The 16,666-nt window shown below is 44.4% G+C and carries 12 protein-coding genes; 6 read left to right on the forward strand and 6 right to left on the reverse strand.

All coding sequences use genetic code 11. The annotated features are described in order from the left end of the window. Window positions 1-139: 139 nt before the first annotated feature. The 6 genes from DIU38_RS23350 to DIU38_RS23375 all read right to left on the reverse strand — a co-directional run bounded on the left by DIU38_RS23350 (window position 140) and on the right by DIU38_RS23375 (window position 9,993). Complete coding sequence (locus DIU38_RS23350; RefSeq protein WP_112651714.1) at window positions 140-1,396, reverse strand: pyridoxal phosphate-dependent aminotransferase; 1,257 nt, start codon at window positions 1,394-1,396, stop codon at window positions 140-142. Window positions 1,397-1,635: 239 nt separating this feature from the next. Continuing rightward, window positions 1,636-2,370, reverse strand: a complete 735-nt coding sequence (locus DIU38_RS23355) for an acyl-CoA desaturase (RefSeq protein WP_112651716.1) — start codon at window positions 2,368-2,370, stop codon at window positions 1,636-1,638. Between the two features lie 156 nt (window positions 2,371-2,526). After that, on the reverse strand, window positions 2,527-3,540 hold the full coding sequence (locus DIU38_RS23360) for an LLM class flavin-dependent oxidoreductase (protein WP_091172979.1): 1,014 nt from the start codon (window positions 3,538-3,540) through the stop codon (window positions 2,527-2,529). A 183-nt stretch (window positions 3,541-3,723) separates the two neighbouring features. After that, complete coding sequence (locus tag DIU38_RS23365; RefSeq protein ID WP_112651718.1) at window positions 3,724-7,053, reverse strand: vitamin B12-dependent ribonucleotide reductase; 3,330 nt, start codon at window positions 7,051-7,053, stop codon at window positions 3,724-3,726. Window positions 7,054-7,535: 482 nt separating this feature from the next. Next, the gene (locus DIU38_RS23370) at window positions 7,536-8,297 is read right to left on the reverse strand and encodes a phosphosulfolactate synthase (protein WP_112651720.1); all 762 of its coding nucleotides are present in this window, start codon (window positions 8,295-8,297) and stop codon (window positions 7,536-7,538) included. Between the two features lie 292 nt (window positions 8,298-8,589). After that, entirely contained in the window at window positions 8,590-9,993 is a 1,404-nt protein-coding gene (locus tag DIU38_RS23375) for a tetratricopeptide repeat protein (RefSeq protein WP_091172989.1), read from the reverse strand. A gap of 238 nt (window positions 9,994-10,231) precedes the next feature. Between DIU38_RS23375 and amaB the strand changes: the two genes are divergently transcribed. From amaB to DIU38_RS23405, 6 genes are all read left to right on the forward strand, one after another. Beyond that, window positions 10,232-11,773: an L-piperidine-6-carboxylate dehydrogenase gene (gene amaB, locus DIU38_RS23380; RefSeq protein ID WP_112651722.1), complete on the forward strand. Its 1,542-nt coding sequence runs from the start codon at window positions 10,232-10,234 to the stop codon at window positions 11,771-11,773. A 318-nt stretch (window positions 11,774-12,091) separates the two neighbouring features. Then, complete coding sequence (locus DIU38_RS23385) at window positions 12,092-13,741, forward strand: S8 family serine peptidase (RefSeq protein WP_112651724.1); 1,650 nt, start codon at window positions 12,092-12,094, stop codon at window positions 13,739-13,741. Between the two features lie 160 nt (window positions 13,742-13,901). Next, window positions 13,902-14,426: a YceD family protein gene (locus tag DIU38_RS23390; protein WP_112651726.1), complete on the forward strand. Its 525-nt coding sequence runs from the start codon at window positions 13,902-13,904 to the stop codon at window positions 14,424-14,426. Between the two features lie 16 nt (window positions 14,427-14,442). Next, window positions 14,443-14,634: a 50S ribosomal protein L32 gene (rpmF, locus tag DIU38_RS23395; protein ID WP_090534782.1), complete on the forward strand. Its 192-nt coding sequence runs from the start codon at window positions 14,443-14,445 to the stop codon at window positions 14,632-14,634. A 16-nt stretch (window positions 14,635-14,650) separates the two neighbouring features. Continuing rightward, window positions 14,651-15,589: a phosphate acyltransferase PlsX gene (gene plsX, locus DIU38_RS23400; protein ID WP_112651728.1), complete on the forward strand. Its 939-nt coding sequence runs from the start codon at window positions 14,651-14,653 to the stop codon at window positions 15,587-15,589. A 10-nt stretch (window positions 15,590-15,599) separates the two neighbouring features. Further along, window positions 15,600-16,589 (forward strand): beta-ketoacyl-ACP synthase III, encoded by a 990-nt coding sequence (locus DIU38_RS23405; protein WP_112651730.1) that lies wholly within the window; start codon window positions 15,600-15,602, stop codon window positions 16,587-16,589. Window positions 16,590-16,666 lie beyond the last annotated feature (77 nt).

Consider the following 16,666-nt stretch of genomic DNA (forward strand, 5'->3'; position numbering starts at 1 on the left):
AAGAAAGGGTGATGAGTTACCCTTTCTTATTTTATCATGTCATTGCGAGGCACGAAGCAATCGCACGGAAGCATGGCCGCTCTGTATAGTATGCGGTTGCCACGCTACGCCCGCAATGACATTTTTTTTAATTTAATTACTATTTTAACTTACTCAACGCTGCTTTCACCCTCGGTATCAAGGCTTCTATTTCATGAAGTGGGGTTGCACCAACCGATGCACGGAACCAGTTCACCTCATCACCTGTACCAAAGGCCGAGAATGGAACAAATGCAGCTCCGGCCTCTTTAATTAAATAAAAGTTAATATCTGCCGAATCTTTCAATACTTTGCCGTCCGGAGTGGTTTTGCCACTGTAATCTATTTTCAGGGTAAGGTAGATAGCGCCCATCGGTTCAATCGAATCTACATTTAAACCACTGGCTTTCATTTCCTGGAAACCTTCATGCAGAGCAGTAAGGCTTGCCTGGATCTTTCCCTTTAAATCATCAAGATAACTGTTTACATCAGCCTCATCAGTTAAAAATTTGGCCATAGCCATCTGTTCAGGCTTTGGCGACCAGGCTCCCATGTGGCCTACAATGGCTTTCATATTTTCGATAACCAGCTCCGGCCCGAAACCCCAGCCTACACGTACACCAGTTGCTGCAAAACATTTTGAACCGCCATCAACAAAAATGGTATAATCTTTTAATTCAGGACGAAGGGTTACCGGATCGTAATGCTTATGCTCGCCAAAAGTTAACTGCGAGTAGATTTGATCGTATAGTAAATACAGTGGTTTCTCACCCACTGCACGGCTCTTGTTTTCGGCAATTACAAGATCGCAGATCTCTTCCAGGTCCTTTTTGCTGAACATAGTACCGGTAGGATTTAAAGGCGAACACAACGCCAGCAAAGCCGCTCCTTTTAAATGCGGGCGAATATCATCTGCCGTAGGCATAAAATTATTTTCAGGAGCAGTAGGGATAATCACTGCATCGGCATTCAGCAGATCGCTGTAATGGTTATTGTTCCATGACGGTGCAGGGAAAACCACTTTTTCGCCGGGGTTAACTACCGCCAAAAATATAGAATAGATCAGCGGGCGCGAACCACCCGAAATCAGGATTTGGTTGGGTGCATAGTCAAGACCTAAACTTCTTTTCAAAAAGCCACTTACACTCTGGCGCAGATCAAGCATACCATCAGCAGCCGGGTAGTTGGTTTGATTATGATTATAGGCGTCTATAATCTTTTCCTTTAGAGGAGTTGGAATAGGATAAATATTGGAATCGAAATCGCCAATGGTAAGGTTGGCGATATTCTGGCCTTGTCGTTTTAATTCGTTGATCTCGCCCGCAATCTTAATGATCTCCGAGCCATGCAAATTTTGAGCTAATAAAGAAACACTCATGGATTTATGTATTTATAAGCTGCAAAGATACGGGAAAGAAGCTGAAAGGAGTAAAGGTAAAAGGCGAAAGGTTGGGAAGAAGGCGAAAGGTTTATTTAAGGCATTGTAAAGAGCCATATGGTCAAAGATAAGAGAAAACCTTTCGCCTTGACCTATCAAGTCGTGTCTCGCCTTAAAAAGAAAAGGTCAAAAGCACCTTTTGCCTTTGACCTTTCGCCTTTAACCTAATCGCTGCGCAATTACAAATACGCTTTGCGCAGTTTAATGATCCGCATCCAGTGCATGAGTTTCATTACGGGGTAAACCGGGTCTATCTCAAACCATTTGGCGCCAAAATTGGCTTTGTTGGGGTGTTTGTGATGATTATTCTGAAATAGTTCGCCCAGCATTAAAAAATCAAACGGGGTAGTATTTTTTGACTTATCTCCATTATCAAAATTTTGATAGCCATATTTATGGCCGCACCAGTTTACAATAGCACCATGAATTGGCCCCATTAAAAAGTGAATCGGGATCAGTAGATACATCCACCATGCGGTAGCAAATTCTACATAAAATAAAATATATAAAATGCCGAATGAAATACGGGATACAACCGATGATCCTATGAAATCAACAAAACGCCATTCAGGAATGTTACCTTTAAAACGTTCTTCAGGTTCTTTAAGCTTCTTTACATGCAGCCTGTAGCTTTTAGCTGTATATACCATCATCTGGAAAACATCCTTAAAAAAATGAGGCGAATGCGGATCCTTTTCGGTATCACTATATGCGTGGTGTTCACGGTGCATAATGGCATAAGCCCTCGGGTTTAAAAACGATGATCCCTGGCAAACATAAGTAAGCAGGTAAAACATTCCTTCGTAAAACTTATTGGTTGTGAACATTTTGTGAGATGCGTACCTGTGCAGGAAAAACGTTTGAAAAAATAGCGACAGAAACCAGTGCGCTATAAAGAATATGACAATAACCATTGAATTGTAGAAAATAGACTTATTTATAATCTTTCCAAAGATACGATTTAAAGCCTTATAAAGTTTTTTAATATGTGAATAATGATACCGGCGTTAATAAAAAATGCCGTTACTGGTATAGAAACGGCATTTAATTAAAAAAGTTATTTACCGAAATTACAATAGTTCAAACTGTTTGGCCAACAATCGGTACGATTCAAGCCTGTCTTCAAAGTTTTCGGTAATGGTAACAGCCATGATCTCATCCACTTCATAGTCATTGGCAAGCCACATTAACTTCAGCTTCAGCTCGGCAGGCGAACCGGCAATTACACGGTAACGATTATAACGAATGCGTTCCTGTTCGGCAGGTGTATACTCCACATCTTTCACATCGTCATAGCTTAGCGGCACTATTGGCCCGCCTTTTTCAAACTGCAGAAAGCGATGGTCCATAACGGCCTGGTGTTGCTTTACTTTTTCTTCATCTTCCGAACAGAAGATAAACACCGCTACATTGGCCTCTGGCTGTTGCAGATCATCAGATGGCTGAAATCGCTCCTTGTACATTTTAACACTTTCAGGGCCGCCATTGGGGTTAATAAAATGAGCGAAGGAAAAACCCATACCGAAATGTGCCGCAAACAAGCCGCTTTGTCCGCTTGAGCTTAGCAACCACATGTTAGGCACGGTTTTAATCTGCGGGATAGCCCTGATACGCGCCTGTATGGTCCCCGGTTCGTAAGTATCATGAAAATAATTCTGCAGATCGGCCAGTTGCTCAACAAAGTCCTGCTCCCTGAACTGGTTTGAAGGGTTAAGCGCGGCAGCGGTGATCCTGTCGGTACCCGGCGCGCGGCCCATTCCAAGGTCAATCCGGCCGGGGAACAGCGCTTCCAGCATCCGAAAGTTTTCGGCAACTTTTAGTGTACTGTGGTTCGGCATCATAATACCTCCCGACCCCATGCGCATGTTTTTAGTTTCGCCGGCCAAATGGGCTAATAACACTTCGGGCGTTGAGCCTGCTATAATACCCATATTATGATGTTCTGAAATCCAAAAGCGGGTATAGCCAAGGGTATCGGTATATTTTGCCAGTTGTATGGTTTCCTGTATGGCCTGCTCGGCAGTAGCGCCTTTTCTAATTGGCGACTGGTCGAGCACGCTCAGTTTAATCTTGTTTGTGCTCATATCTATTGTGAACACAAAAATAAGCATCGGGTTGGAGGTGGGCTTTATAGCCGGGCTTTTATGGCATTGCAATTACTATTACTGCTGCATCAATTTTGCCCCTGGTAATAAATAAGCCCCGCCTGGCGAGCGGGGCTAAACATAATTAACTATTTATAATTGATTTGAAAAAATCCGTATTGATTACGAGCATCCCATTGAGTTGCCGCAGTTTAAGCATTTGTAACAGGTACCCGAACGAACCGTGGTATGCCCGCAAACGTTACAACTCGGCGCATCACTTTGCACACCCATACTAACATCGAAAGATAAGCCTTTTCTTTGAGCATTAATAGAATTATCTGAAGGTTGCATAGATGGCTGGTACACATTGGTTTCATCGGCATTAAAATCCTCATCACCCATTTGCGGGTTTCCCAATATGCCGTTTTTATCGGTTATGATGTGTACCAGGTCGGTGCGGTCCTGGTATTCATAGCCCAGCATCCTGAAAATATAATCGATAATGGAGGTTGCACTTTTAATATTGGTATGTCCTACCACCATTCCCGCCGGCTCAAAACGGGTGAAGGTAAATTTTTCTACGTATTCTTCCAGCGGTACGCCATATTGCAGACCGATAGAAACCGCGATGGCAAAACAGTTCATCAATGAGCGGAAGGTTGCACCTTCTTTATGCATATCTACAAAAATCTCGCCCAGGGTACCGTCCTCATATTCTCCGGTACGTACAAATACGGTTTGCCCGTCAATACTGGCCTTTTGCGTAAAGCCGCGGCGTTTGTATGGCAGGTGTTTCTTTTGCACCACGCGCGAAAGCTGGCGCATAAAATTGGTATCCTTTGATTTCTCCATGATGGCCATGGCTGCTTCAATAACCTGCTCGGGTGTCAGATCGCTCAGTTTTACGTTAGCAGCTTCGCCTAATACTTCTTCAATTGTATCCAGCTTGTCATCAGCTTCTTCCTTAACATCTGATTTGGTTGAAAGCGGTTGGGATAGCTTACAGCCATCACGATAAAGTGCGTTGGCTTTCAGGCCCAGCTTCCACGAAAGCTCGTAGCAATCTTTTATCTCATCAACTTTAGCTTCGTTTGGCAGGTTGATGGTTTTTGAAATGGCACCCGAAAGAAACGGCTGCGCTGCTGCCATCATTTTGATGTGCCCATGGGCATGGATATAGCGCTGGCCTTTTGCGCCGCATTTGTTGGCGCAATCAAAAATAGGATAGTGATGTTGTTTCAGGTACGGCGCTCCCTCGATGGTCATAGTACCGCAGATATACTCATTAGCTTCTGCAATTTGTTTTTTGCTGAAACCAAGTGCGCGCAGCACATTAAAATCGGGCGCATTATACTGCTCGGCCGTGATGCCCAAACGTTTCAAACATTCTTCGCCCAGCGACCAGATATTGAAAGCAAAACTGATCTCAAAGGCAGATACCAGGCCTTTGTCCAGCTTTTCCAGTTCATCATCATTAAAACCTTTGGCTTTAAGCGTATCTATATTGATATGCGGAGCACCTTTTAGGGTCGCTGCACCTTTGGCATAATTAACAATGGCGGTAACCTCATGTTCCTGGTAACCTAAATTGCGCAAAGCCTCCGGTACGGCCTGGTTAATGATCTTGAAGTAACCGCCGCCCGATAGCTTCTTAAATTTCACCAGTGCAAAATCCGGCTCGATACCCGTAGTATCACAATCCATCACCAAACCGATAGTTCCCGTCGGAGCTATAACAGTGGTTTGGGCGTTGCGGTAGCCATATTTTTCGCCCATTTCAACAGCCTTGTCCCAGGCATTGCAGGCAGCTGAAAGCAGGTAATCGGGGCAATGCTTTGGGTTAATACCCGGAGGGGTAATTTCCAGTCCCTCGTAGTTTTCGGTAGAGTTATACGCAGCGTAGCGATGGTTGCGCATCACCCGCATCATGTGCTCCTTATTATCATTGTAACGGCTGAAAGCACCCAACTCACGGGCCATTTCGGCTGAAGTTGCATAGGCAGTGCCGGTCATGATGGCGGTGATGGCGCCGCCAATAGCACGCGCTTCGTCACTATCATAAGGTATGCCGTTCACCATCAGGGCCGAACCCAGGTTGGCATAACCAAGGCCAAGTGTGCGATAATCATAGGATAATTGTGCTACTTCTTTTGATGGGAATTGAGCCATCAATACGGAAATTTCCAGTACAATGGTCCACATTCGGCAGGCATGTTCAAAACCCTTTACATCAAATACACGTGTTTGCGGATTAAAGAAATGAGCAAGATTGATGGATGCCAGGTTACAGGCTGTATTATCTAAAAACATATACTCCGAGCAGGGGTTAGATGCGTTGATCCTGCCACCTTCGGGGCATGTATGCCACTCATTGATGGTGCTATCAAACTGAACACCCGGATCGGCACAGGCCCAGGCAGCAAAAGCGATATCGTCCCACAGTTTTTGCGAGGATATGGATTTAACGGTTTTGCCGCTCATCCGGCTGGTTAAATTCCAGGCCGAGCCGGTTTTAAGTGCTGTGAAAAAGCTGTTGGGAATGCGTACCGAGTTATTGGAGTTTTGACCCGATACCGTGCGGTAGGCCTCGCCTTCATAATCAGACGAATAACCTGCGGCTATCAGGGCTGCTACTTTCTTTTCTTCTTCCACTTTCCAGTTCACAAAACCCTCAATTTCGGGGTGATCCAGGTTAAGGCAAACCATTTTGGCTGCCCTGCGGGTTGTCCCGCCCGATTTGATAGCTCCCGCTGCCCTGTCGCCTATTTTCAGGAATGACATCAGTCCCGATGAATAACCACCGCCCGATAGTTTTTCACTCTCACCGCGGATCTTAGAAAAGTTTGTACCTACGCCCGATCCGTATTTAAAAATACGGGCTTCACGAACCCAAAGGTCCATGATGCCGCCCTCGTTCACCAAATCGTCATCAACAGAAAGGATGAAGCAGGCGTGCGGCTGCGGGCGCTCATAAGCTGAAGTTGATTTACTTAATTGTTCTGTTACCGGGTCTACATAATAATGCCCCTGTGGTTTGCCGGTAATGCCGTATGAAGTATGCAGACCGGTATTGAACCATTGCGGCGAGTTTGGGGCAGCCAGTTGGCCAACAATAGTATAAACTATTTCATCATAAAAGATCTCAGCATCTTTTGGTGAAGCAAAATAAACATATCGCATGCCCCAATCCTTCCAGCAGTTGGCCATACGGTGGGCAACTTGTTTAATACTTTTTTCAGATCCGGTTGAGCCGTCGGGTTGGGGTACGCCTGCCTTACGGAAATATTTTTGAGCCAGGATATCGGTAGCCACCTGCGACCAGCCTGCAGGCACCTCAACATCGTTCATTTCAAATACAGCATCGCCTGAGGGGTTGCGGATCACCGACGATCGCTTTTCATATTTAAACAGGTCGTAAACACTGGTACCTTCTTTGGTGAAATAGCGTTCGGCTTTGAGCCCCTTTTCCCCGCTTGCTGCGGGCGCCTTCCTGGTAATGTTTTTAGCCATAGCTTTTACAGATTATGATAAAATTAACTGAGTACGTGCAACACTAAAAAGGTTCAGGGGTTTTAAATCAAATCTATTAGTATGCTGAACAGCATAATAGCCGGAGTTTTCCACATGCCTGGAATAACATGCATCCCTTGTTCTTATGCAAGAGAAATTAATTGATTTTTAAATACTTGCAATGTTGATAATTAAGAATTGATGTGATTTTTAAGAAAAAAGACATATAGTTTTAACCCCTCACTGGCGCAAGTTTTGTGCGATTGCCTGAGCACGGGTAACTTGTGCCTTCTACACCATGCTGTATCGTCCTAAAATAAGTTTACAGATTAAAGTTAAAGCACAAGTCAACCACACACAGCCCCAAACTCAAGACTTGCGCTAAAAAGGGCAAAGTTAAAGGGAAAGTACTATTATAAAACAAAAAGCCTCCGGATTGCTCCGGAGGCTGGGTTAATTGTTATATTAAGATCAGTCAACAATTACATCTCTAAAAAATGGTCGAAAGTATCGCTGCGGATACCTAACCTTAAAGTTTCCAGTGGAATGATATCCATTGGGGCGATATTACCCAGGCTAACATTTGCACCTATCAATTTAATGAACCAAACTTGCTGCGCTTTTTGAGGCGCTTCCCATATAATTGTCCCTTCGGGAATCTGGGTTAGGATCTCATCAATCAACCCCTGGCGTACCTCTCCCGAATCACGATAGATACCAACGTTACCGCTTTCACGAGCTTCGGCTATCACCTTCCACGAGCCGGCCTCAATTTCGGCATTCATCAATTTGATCCATTTATAAGGAGCAAAAATCTTTTGAACATCTTTTGAGCCAACTTCGGATATTACCGTAACCTGTTTGGCCAGCTCGCTGATATAGTTACATTTTACATCATGCTCAATAGTGATCGAACCATCGGATACTTCGCAATGTTCCAGCTGGAACTTATCCAATAAACGGCGGTAATCGTCAAACTGGTTACGTACAATAAAGGCCTCAAACAGGGTGCCCCCAAAATAAACAGGGATGCCGGCCTCCCGGTAGAGCTTTAGCTTTTGTTCAAGATTAGGGGTTACATATGATGTAGCCCAACCCAGCTTTACAATGTCAGTATACGGCCCGCCAACTTCAATAAAATCTTCAACCTGGCGCAAGCTAAGGCCTTTGTCCATAACCATGGTAATGCCTTTATCGCGGGGTTTAGTTGTACGATCAGGAAGATGATTAATAGTGTAGTTCATTGTAAGTATTTGTTATAGCCTATAACTAAAAGTTCTAACGAGGCAAAGGTCGCAACAAATATGCAGATGTGCAAATTTCAAATGTTAAATGATTTTAAAGCTCATGGTAAATTCATTGTTGGTAGTGAGTTGTTGATTGAGTTGATTAAGTGAGTGGGGTGATATGCCGTCATCTTGCGGCCGCGCGTCTATCTTAAAACACGAAAAGACACATATTCCATGCGTCTTTTCGTGTTTTACCTTATTTAAGAGATAGAACCATTCACCTAATCAACTCAATCAACCATTCTCCCTACTTAGTATACCTGTTGATAATATCCACAATCACTTTATTCTTTTGCAATTGCGGCAGGTAATCAAACAGGATGTAATGTTTTTCCGGATCGGCTGCTAAAGCATACTCCAGGTTGTTAAGGGCTTCATTGTATTCGCCTTTGGCAAACAGGTAGGCAACCATACGATAGTAAAGCTCGGCCGCTTCGGGGTTATTTTTGATAGCCTGGGCTATAATTTCAATAGCTTCATTAAGCTTTTGCTGCTCGTAAAGTATCGACGAATAATCAAGCCAGGCATCAATATCAAGCGGATTTAGCTCAACCACCTTTTCGTAAGCCTTTTCTGCTTCATCCAAATGCCCGAGCTTATATTCGGCATCGGCAATAGCAAACCAGTAATCGGCATTGGCGATGTCAAGGTCAAGCGCTTTTTTATAAAAGTGCAGGGCCTCAAAATAGCGCTCTTCAAAATCAAGGGTTACACCTATCCCAAACCAGGCATCGGCCAGCTTTGGATCCATCTTAACCGATTTTTTGTAGAAAGCCCGGGCGTCGTCCATTTGCTCCAGCTTTTCGTAGCATTCGCCAATGGCACAATACGTATCGGCATTAGGCTGTTCATACTCAAAAGTATGACGGTATACTTCTATAGCTTCTGCATATTTTTCAAGGTTAACCAGTGCGTTGCCTTTGTTAAAATAGGCCGAAGCAAAGCTGTCCTTAATTAATATAGCATAGTCATAAGCATCGATGGCTTTTTCAAACAGACTCAGCTTGGTATAAGCGTTGCCCAAGTTATACCAGGCCGCGTAGCTGTACGGTTCGTTATCGATATATTGCTGATAAAACTGTACGCTTTCCTGCTGGTTATCCATCACGTCGTAGCAAAAAGCCAGCTCGTAAAGGGCATCCTGGTTTTCCATATTTTGCTTAAGGCAAAGCTTAAGATAGGTTATAGCAGTATCATAATCGCCCATGTTTTGATAAACGTAGGCTATGTGCAGCAGGATCTCGTCGGTCTCTTCGGCAAGGTCAAGCGCTTTTTCGTAATTTTCCAACGCCTCGGAGTAACGCTCCAGGCTTTCGTACAGATTACCACGGATGATATAGATATCCGCGTCAGATGCTTCGAGCATAGCAGCTTGGTCCAAAGCGGCAAAAGCCTCCGGAACCTTGTTGCTTACCACAAGCAGTTGGGCCTGTTTAATCAGGAAAATTGCCGCAAAAGGGTGCTGGCTTCTCGCGTACTCTGCTACCTGTAATGCCCTGGCCGGATCATTTTTTTCGATGTAGTAGTCGATAATGTTCTCAAACGCCTGGGCATCAAAAAAGTACAAGTCCTGATTTCTGATCATTTCCTCGTACCGTTCTACCGAGAATTTTGGGTCTTCGGTAAAACCAAATTCAAATTCTTCTTCCATTCAATTTTGTTTGCAGAACATCCGCTTTAGGTTGACAAATTGCCTTGTAAAGACTTATTGAGTTCAAATTACAATAAGTAAGCATCCAAAATGCAATTTAGTTTTCAACATTCAAACATTCTTAACAACTGTTCAATACAAAGCATTGATAATTAATGACAATGGATACAACAGGCAAGCGATGAGTGATTCTGAAAAATTGCCCTAAAGATTTCTACCTTTGGCAAAAGTAACAATTATGGAGCCTAATATTTCAGATATCCTAAAACGTTTACATATAAACGATATTAATGACGCCTTTAGTACAGGCAGTACCTGGGGCAGCAGCAACGGTGCTGCAGCAAAAAATATAACATCGCCGGTCGATGGCAAAAAAATAGCATCAGTAAGGCTGGCAACCGAAGCAGATTATAACCAGGCGGTTGAGCAGGCAGCCAAAGCATTTAAAACCTGGCGCAAAACCCCGGCACCTAAACGGGGCGAAATAGTGCGCCAGATTGGTGAGGCTTTACGCGCAGCCAAACAAGACCTGGGTACCCTGGTATCCTACGAAATGGGCAAAAGCCTGCAGGAAGGCCTGGGTGAGGTGCAGGAGATGATAGATATTGCCGATTTTGCCGTTGGTTTAAGCCGCCAGTTGTATGGATTAACTATGCACAGCGAAAGGCCCGAGCACCGCATGTATGAGCAATACCACCCGCTGGGTATAGTTGGTATCATTTCGGCATTTAACTTCCCGGTAGCGGTCTGGAGCTGGAACTCCCTGCTGGCTTGGGTGTGCGGTGATGTATGCATCTGGAAACCATCCGAAAAAACGCCTTTAACAGCTATTGCCTGCCAGCATATTGCACAGGAGGTTTTTAAAAAGAATAACATTGAAGAAGGCGTTTCATGCCTGGTTATCGGCGACCGCAACATTGGTGAGCTCATGGCTGCTGATACGCGTGTTCCCTTAATTTCAGCCACAGGTTCAACCCGTATGGGTAAAGCGGTGAGCGCCGCGGTTGGTGCAAGGTTGGGCAAAAGCCTGCTGGAGCTTGGCGGTAACAATTCAATTATCATCAGCGAAAATGCCGACTTGGACATGTCGCTCATCGGCGCGGTGTTTGGTGCAGTGGGTACTGCCGGCCAGCGTTGCACCAGTACGCGCAGGCTTATTATTCATGAAAGCGTTTACGAGGCATTTAAGCAAAAGCTGGTTAACGCTTATAAGCAGATCAGGATTGGAAACCCTTTGGATGAACACAACCATATGGGCCCTTTGATTGACGCCGATGCTGTTGCCTTGTATCTTGAGTCGATTGAAAAATGCAAAGCCGAAGGCGGCAACTTTGTAGTTGAAGGCGGCAAGCTGGAAGGCGTAGGTTATGAATCGGGTTGCTATGTTAAACCGTGCATTGCCGAAGTTAAAAATCACTTTAAGATAGCGCAGCATGAAACCTTTGCCCCTATCCTTTACCTCATTAAATACAGCACTATTGAGGAGGCCATCGACCTGCAAAATGGTGTTCCGCAAGGACTGTCATCGGCTATTATGACCAATAATTTGCGCGAGGCAGAACAATTTTTATCCTACGCAGGTTCTGATTGCGGAATTGCCAATGTTAACATCGGCACATCGGGCGCCGAAATAGGCGGCGCTTTCGGTGGCGAAAAGGAAACCGGCGGCGGCAGAGAATCAGGTTCGGATGCATGGAAAGTTTATATGAGGCGACAAACCAATACTATAAACTATTCAAAAACGCTGCCTTTAGCCCAGGGGATAAAGTTTGATTTGTAGTTTCTGAACCAGGATTTGGAGGAGTTTTTAGGATTTATGGGATTGCTGTTCCTATTTTATAAGTAGGACACAAGAAAAAATCCTGTCCATCCCCATAATCCACCCAAATCCCGGTTCAGACAGTGTTAGGGATAGTAGCGGATACCGGCCACGAGCGTAAGGCCTGCAGGCGTATGAGCGGATAGCCCGGCCAGAGGAAACACCCTGAAAATAAAAATTAACCTAAATGAAAGCCGGCACGTAAAAAGCCTGGTAAGATTATAGAAACTAAAACGATTCATTAGTCTTTAAATAAAGACATCATATTAAACACTGTTCATGTTCAAATTTTGCAAGTACTTAAGCGCAACCACTTTATCAGCAGCATTATTAGTTAATTTACCGGCATCGGCACAACAGGCCCCTGTTACCGATCCTGCCCCGCCAAAAGCCTGGCACCTGCTTGATTTAAAGGAGAGCGGCTTTTACGGCATCAGCTTAAAGCAGGCTTATATGTTTGTGCAAGGCAAAAAAAGCAAGCCGGTTGTTGTTGCAACTATTGACAGTGGTGCCGATACCTCACAAACGGATCTTAAAACAGTGCTATGGATAAATAAAAAAGAAATTCCGGGAAACGGCATTGATGACGACCATAACGGCTACGTTGACGATATACACGGATGGAACTTTTTAGGCGGCCCCGGCGGCAAAGCCGACTTTACCGAAACCACAGAAGAGGTACGTGAATACAGTAAATTAAAAGGTAGATATGCTTCGGTTACGGATTCGACTGCTACCAATAAAAAAGAATATGCTTACTGGCTGCGTGTTAAAACGGTTTATGATTCAACAGTAAACAAGGCCAATACCGAAATCGGCCAGCTTTCGCCGGTAATGAACGCGTTGATGGTTACCAGCGGGTATATTAAGCGCGGTCTGAACTTACCGGCAAACGGCACTTTTACCCAGGCCGACCTTGTTAAGGTTAAAGCCACTAATGACACCCTAAGCCAAAGCAAATATGTTTGGGAATCGGTATTTTCGCAGGAGGGAGCCGGTTCTACCAACGCCAAAATCATTAAAGACCTAAGCGAATATCTTGCAAAGCTCAACAACGATGTATCGCCTGATCTTACTTCGCGTAAGCGAGTTGTGGGGGATGACCCTGATACTATGGATGGCAAACCATATGGCAATAACCTGGTAAAATTTGCCGATGCGGCACATGGCACCGGTGTGGCCGGGCTCATTGGCGCGGTGCGTAACAACAATTATGGTATCAATGGTGTGGCCGATAATGTAAAACTGATGATCATTAAGGCCATCCCTAATGGCGATGAATATGATAAAGACGTAGCCAATGCTATACGCTACGCGGTTGATAACGGCGCCAGGGTGGTTAACATGAGTTTCGGAAAAAAGATCTCGCCGCATAAGGAATGGGTAGATGCCGCTTTCAAATATGCTGCCTCAAAGGATGTTTTATTAGTGATGGCTGCCGGTAACGATAACCAGGACATGGATCTTCAGCCCGAATTTCCAAATGATACTTTTTTAGATGGCTCATCAAGCGATGCTGATAACGTGATCAGCGTTGGTGCGTCGGGGCCCAGAATGGGGCAAAACCTTGCCGGCGATTTTTCCAACTACGGCAAAAAGAGCGTTGATATATTTGCGCCGGGGGTAAAAGTTACTTCCATCACTACCGATGCTGAGGTTGATACAGAAGACGGCACCAGCTTTTCGTCGCCAATAACGGCAGGCATTGCGGCTTTGATATTAGAATACTATCCAAGCCTGAGTGCTAAGCAGGTAAAGGAAGCTATTTTAGGCTCGGCAACACCGCTAAAGGGCACCATGGTATTAAAACCCGGCAGCAAAACCGAAAAGGTTGATTTTACAACGCTATCCAAAACCGGGGGCATTGTAAATGCTTACAAAGCATTGCAACTGGCCTCAAAGATGAAAGGCGACAGCTTAGCAAATTGATTTTTAACAATGTTACAGCGATTTTTGCGCACATAAAAATCGCTGTAACATAACCTTTTACCTCTAACCTGTCGCCTTTCGCCTCTTCAAAGGGGCAAAATAAAAAAACACTTTCCAGTTATGGTATTTTTCTCTACATTTGCGGGCTAATTGTTGCTCATTGAAATCGCTTAAAAAATATTCGATTCCATTTACGGGGCTTAAACTTGGGAAACACCAGTTTGAGTATGACATACAGGATGACTTTTTTGATGAGTTTGAATATTCGCTCGTTAAAAAAGCAACCCTGCACTGTGAGGTTGAACTGGATAAGCAGGAAACTATGCTGATCCTGAATTTTAAGATAGACGGCACAATTGATACCACCTGCGACAGGTGTTTATCGCAACTGCCGCAGCAGGTTGATATTACTGAACAGCAAATAGCTAAGTTCAGCGATGAACCGATAGATGAAGACGAGGAGATCATTACCCTTGGCAAAAACGATCATGAGATTGATGTAGCCGGGCTGATTTATGAATACATTAACGTTGCAGTGCCGTTTATATCGGTTTGCGACAACGAGGGTGAAACCCCTTATTGTGATAAAGAAATGCTTGAAAAACTTAATAGTTTTTCGGCAAATGGTGAACAAAGTGAGCAAACAGACCCACGGTGGGATGCGCTCAGGAAAATGAATAAATAATTAATATTAGGATATTATGCCACATCCAAAGCGGAAATTTTCGAAATCAAGGAGAGATAAACGCAGAACGCATTACAAAGCGGAAGCTCCAACTTTAACTACCTGCCAAACTACAGGCGCTGTGCATTTGCCGCACAGGGCATATACTGTTGATGGTAATGTTTACTACAACGGTAAAGTTCTTATTGAGAAAGCAGCAGTAGCATAAGTTTAATTTTCTGAAAATGAAGATTGGCTTAGATATTATGGGCGGTGATTACGCTCCCAAAGCAGCTGTTTTAGGAGCTATCGAAGCGTATAAAACTTTATCTGCCGACCAGAAACTGGTACTTATTGGCGATAAGGAAGTTACAGTAAGTATTCTTCAGGAAAATGGTGTAAGCCCTGATAACTTCGAGTTTGTACATACAACCGAAGTTATTGGTATGGGTGAGCACCCTACCAAAGCTATTGTTCAGAAGCCTGATTCGAGCATATCAGTTGGGTTCCAACTGTTAAAAAGCGGCGAAATTCAGGCCTTCTCATCGGCTGGCAATACCGGCGCCATGCTTGTTGGTGCCATGTTCAGCGTAAAAACTATTCCGGGTGTTGTACGCCCGGCAATGACTACTATTGTACCCAAACTTAAAGGCGGTTTGGGTATTTTGTTAGATGTAGGTGCCAATGCCGATTGTAAGCCAGATGTGCTTGTTCAGTTCGGTGTACTCGGCAGTTTATTTGCACAGGCAGTTTATGATATCAGCAACCCGCGTGTTGCTCTCATGAACATCGGCGAAGAAGAAGAAAAAGGTAATATCCTTAGCCAGGCCACCTACCCATTAATGAAAGCTACAACGTTGTTTAACTTTGTAGGTAATGTTGAAGGACGCGATCTTTTCAGTGAAAGCGCCGACGTTTATGTATGCGATGGTTTTACCGGCAATGTAATATTAAAGCTTGCCGAATCGTTCTATGTTATAACGCGGAAGAAACAGCTAAAGGACGAGTTTTTTGACAGGTTTAATTATGAACAATACGGTGGCAGCCCTATACTGGGTGTAAATGCCCCCGTTGTTGTTGGTCACGGCATCTCGAGCCCCGAGGCAATAAAAAACATGGTCCTTTTATCAAGGAACATGGTGGACAGTAACCTCGTTGATAAAATAAAACAAGCATTCCAGTAATTTTATAAAGATGAGTAAAGTTCATGCCGCTATTACCGCAGTACATGGTTACGTTCCCGACTATGTATTAACCAACCAGGAACTGGAAACAATGGTTGATACAAATGACGAATGGATAACCAGCCGTACCGGTATCAAAGAGCGGCGCATATTAAAAGGCGAAGGCCTTGCTACATCTGATATGGCGGTCCCTGCCGTTACCGAGCTGCTCAGAAAACGCGGCATCGGTGCAGAGGAGATCGATCTTATCATCTTTTGCACTACTACCCCCGATATGATCTTCCCGGCTACAGCAAACCTTTTAGCGCATAAAATTGGTGCTAAAAACGCATGGGGATTTGATTTGCAGGCAGCCTGTTCAGGCTTCGTATACGGCTTAACCACAGGCGCTCAATTTATTGAAAGCGGCAAACATAAAAAGGTGCTGGTTGTTGGCGGCGATAAAATGTCGGCCATTATTAACTACCAGGACCGTGCAACCTGCATCATTTTTGGCGACGGCTGCGGCGCGGTATTGCTTGAGCCTAATGAAGAAGGCAACGGAGTTATCGATTCTATTTTAAAAAGCGATGGTTCGGGCAGTCAGTACTTAAACCTGAAAGCTGGCGGTTCATTGAAACCGGCAAGCCATGAAACGGTTGATGCTAAAGAACATTTCGCCTACCAGGAAGGCCAGGCCGTGTTTAAATTTGCAGTAACCAATATGGCCGATGTTGCGCACGAGGTAATGGAACGCAACCACCTTACCGGTGATGATATTGCCTGGCTGGTACCACACCAGGCCAACAAGCGTATTATTGATGCTACTGCAAACCGTACAGGTATAAGCTCAGATAAAGTGATCGTTAACATCGAGCGCTATGGCAATACCACCAACGGCACCATCCCGCTTTGCCTGTGGGAATGGGAAAGCAAGTTTAAAAAAGGGGATAACCTCATTTTAGCAGCCTTTGGCGGTGGCTTTACCTGGGGTTCAGTTTATTTAAAATGGGCTTATTGATGTGCTGATTCCAGATGTGCGGATGTGCCAATTTACATAAAGGAAGTATATTCATCACATCAGAAATTTAAAACATC

This window comes from Mucilaginibacter metallidurans (assembly GCF_003286435.2).
GTDB lineage: Bacteria > Bacteroidota > Bacteroidia > Sphingobacteriales > Sphingobacteriaceae > Mucilaginibacter > Mucilaginibacter gossypii.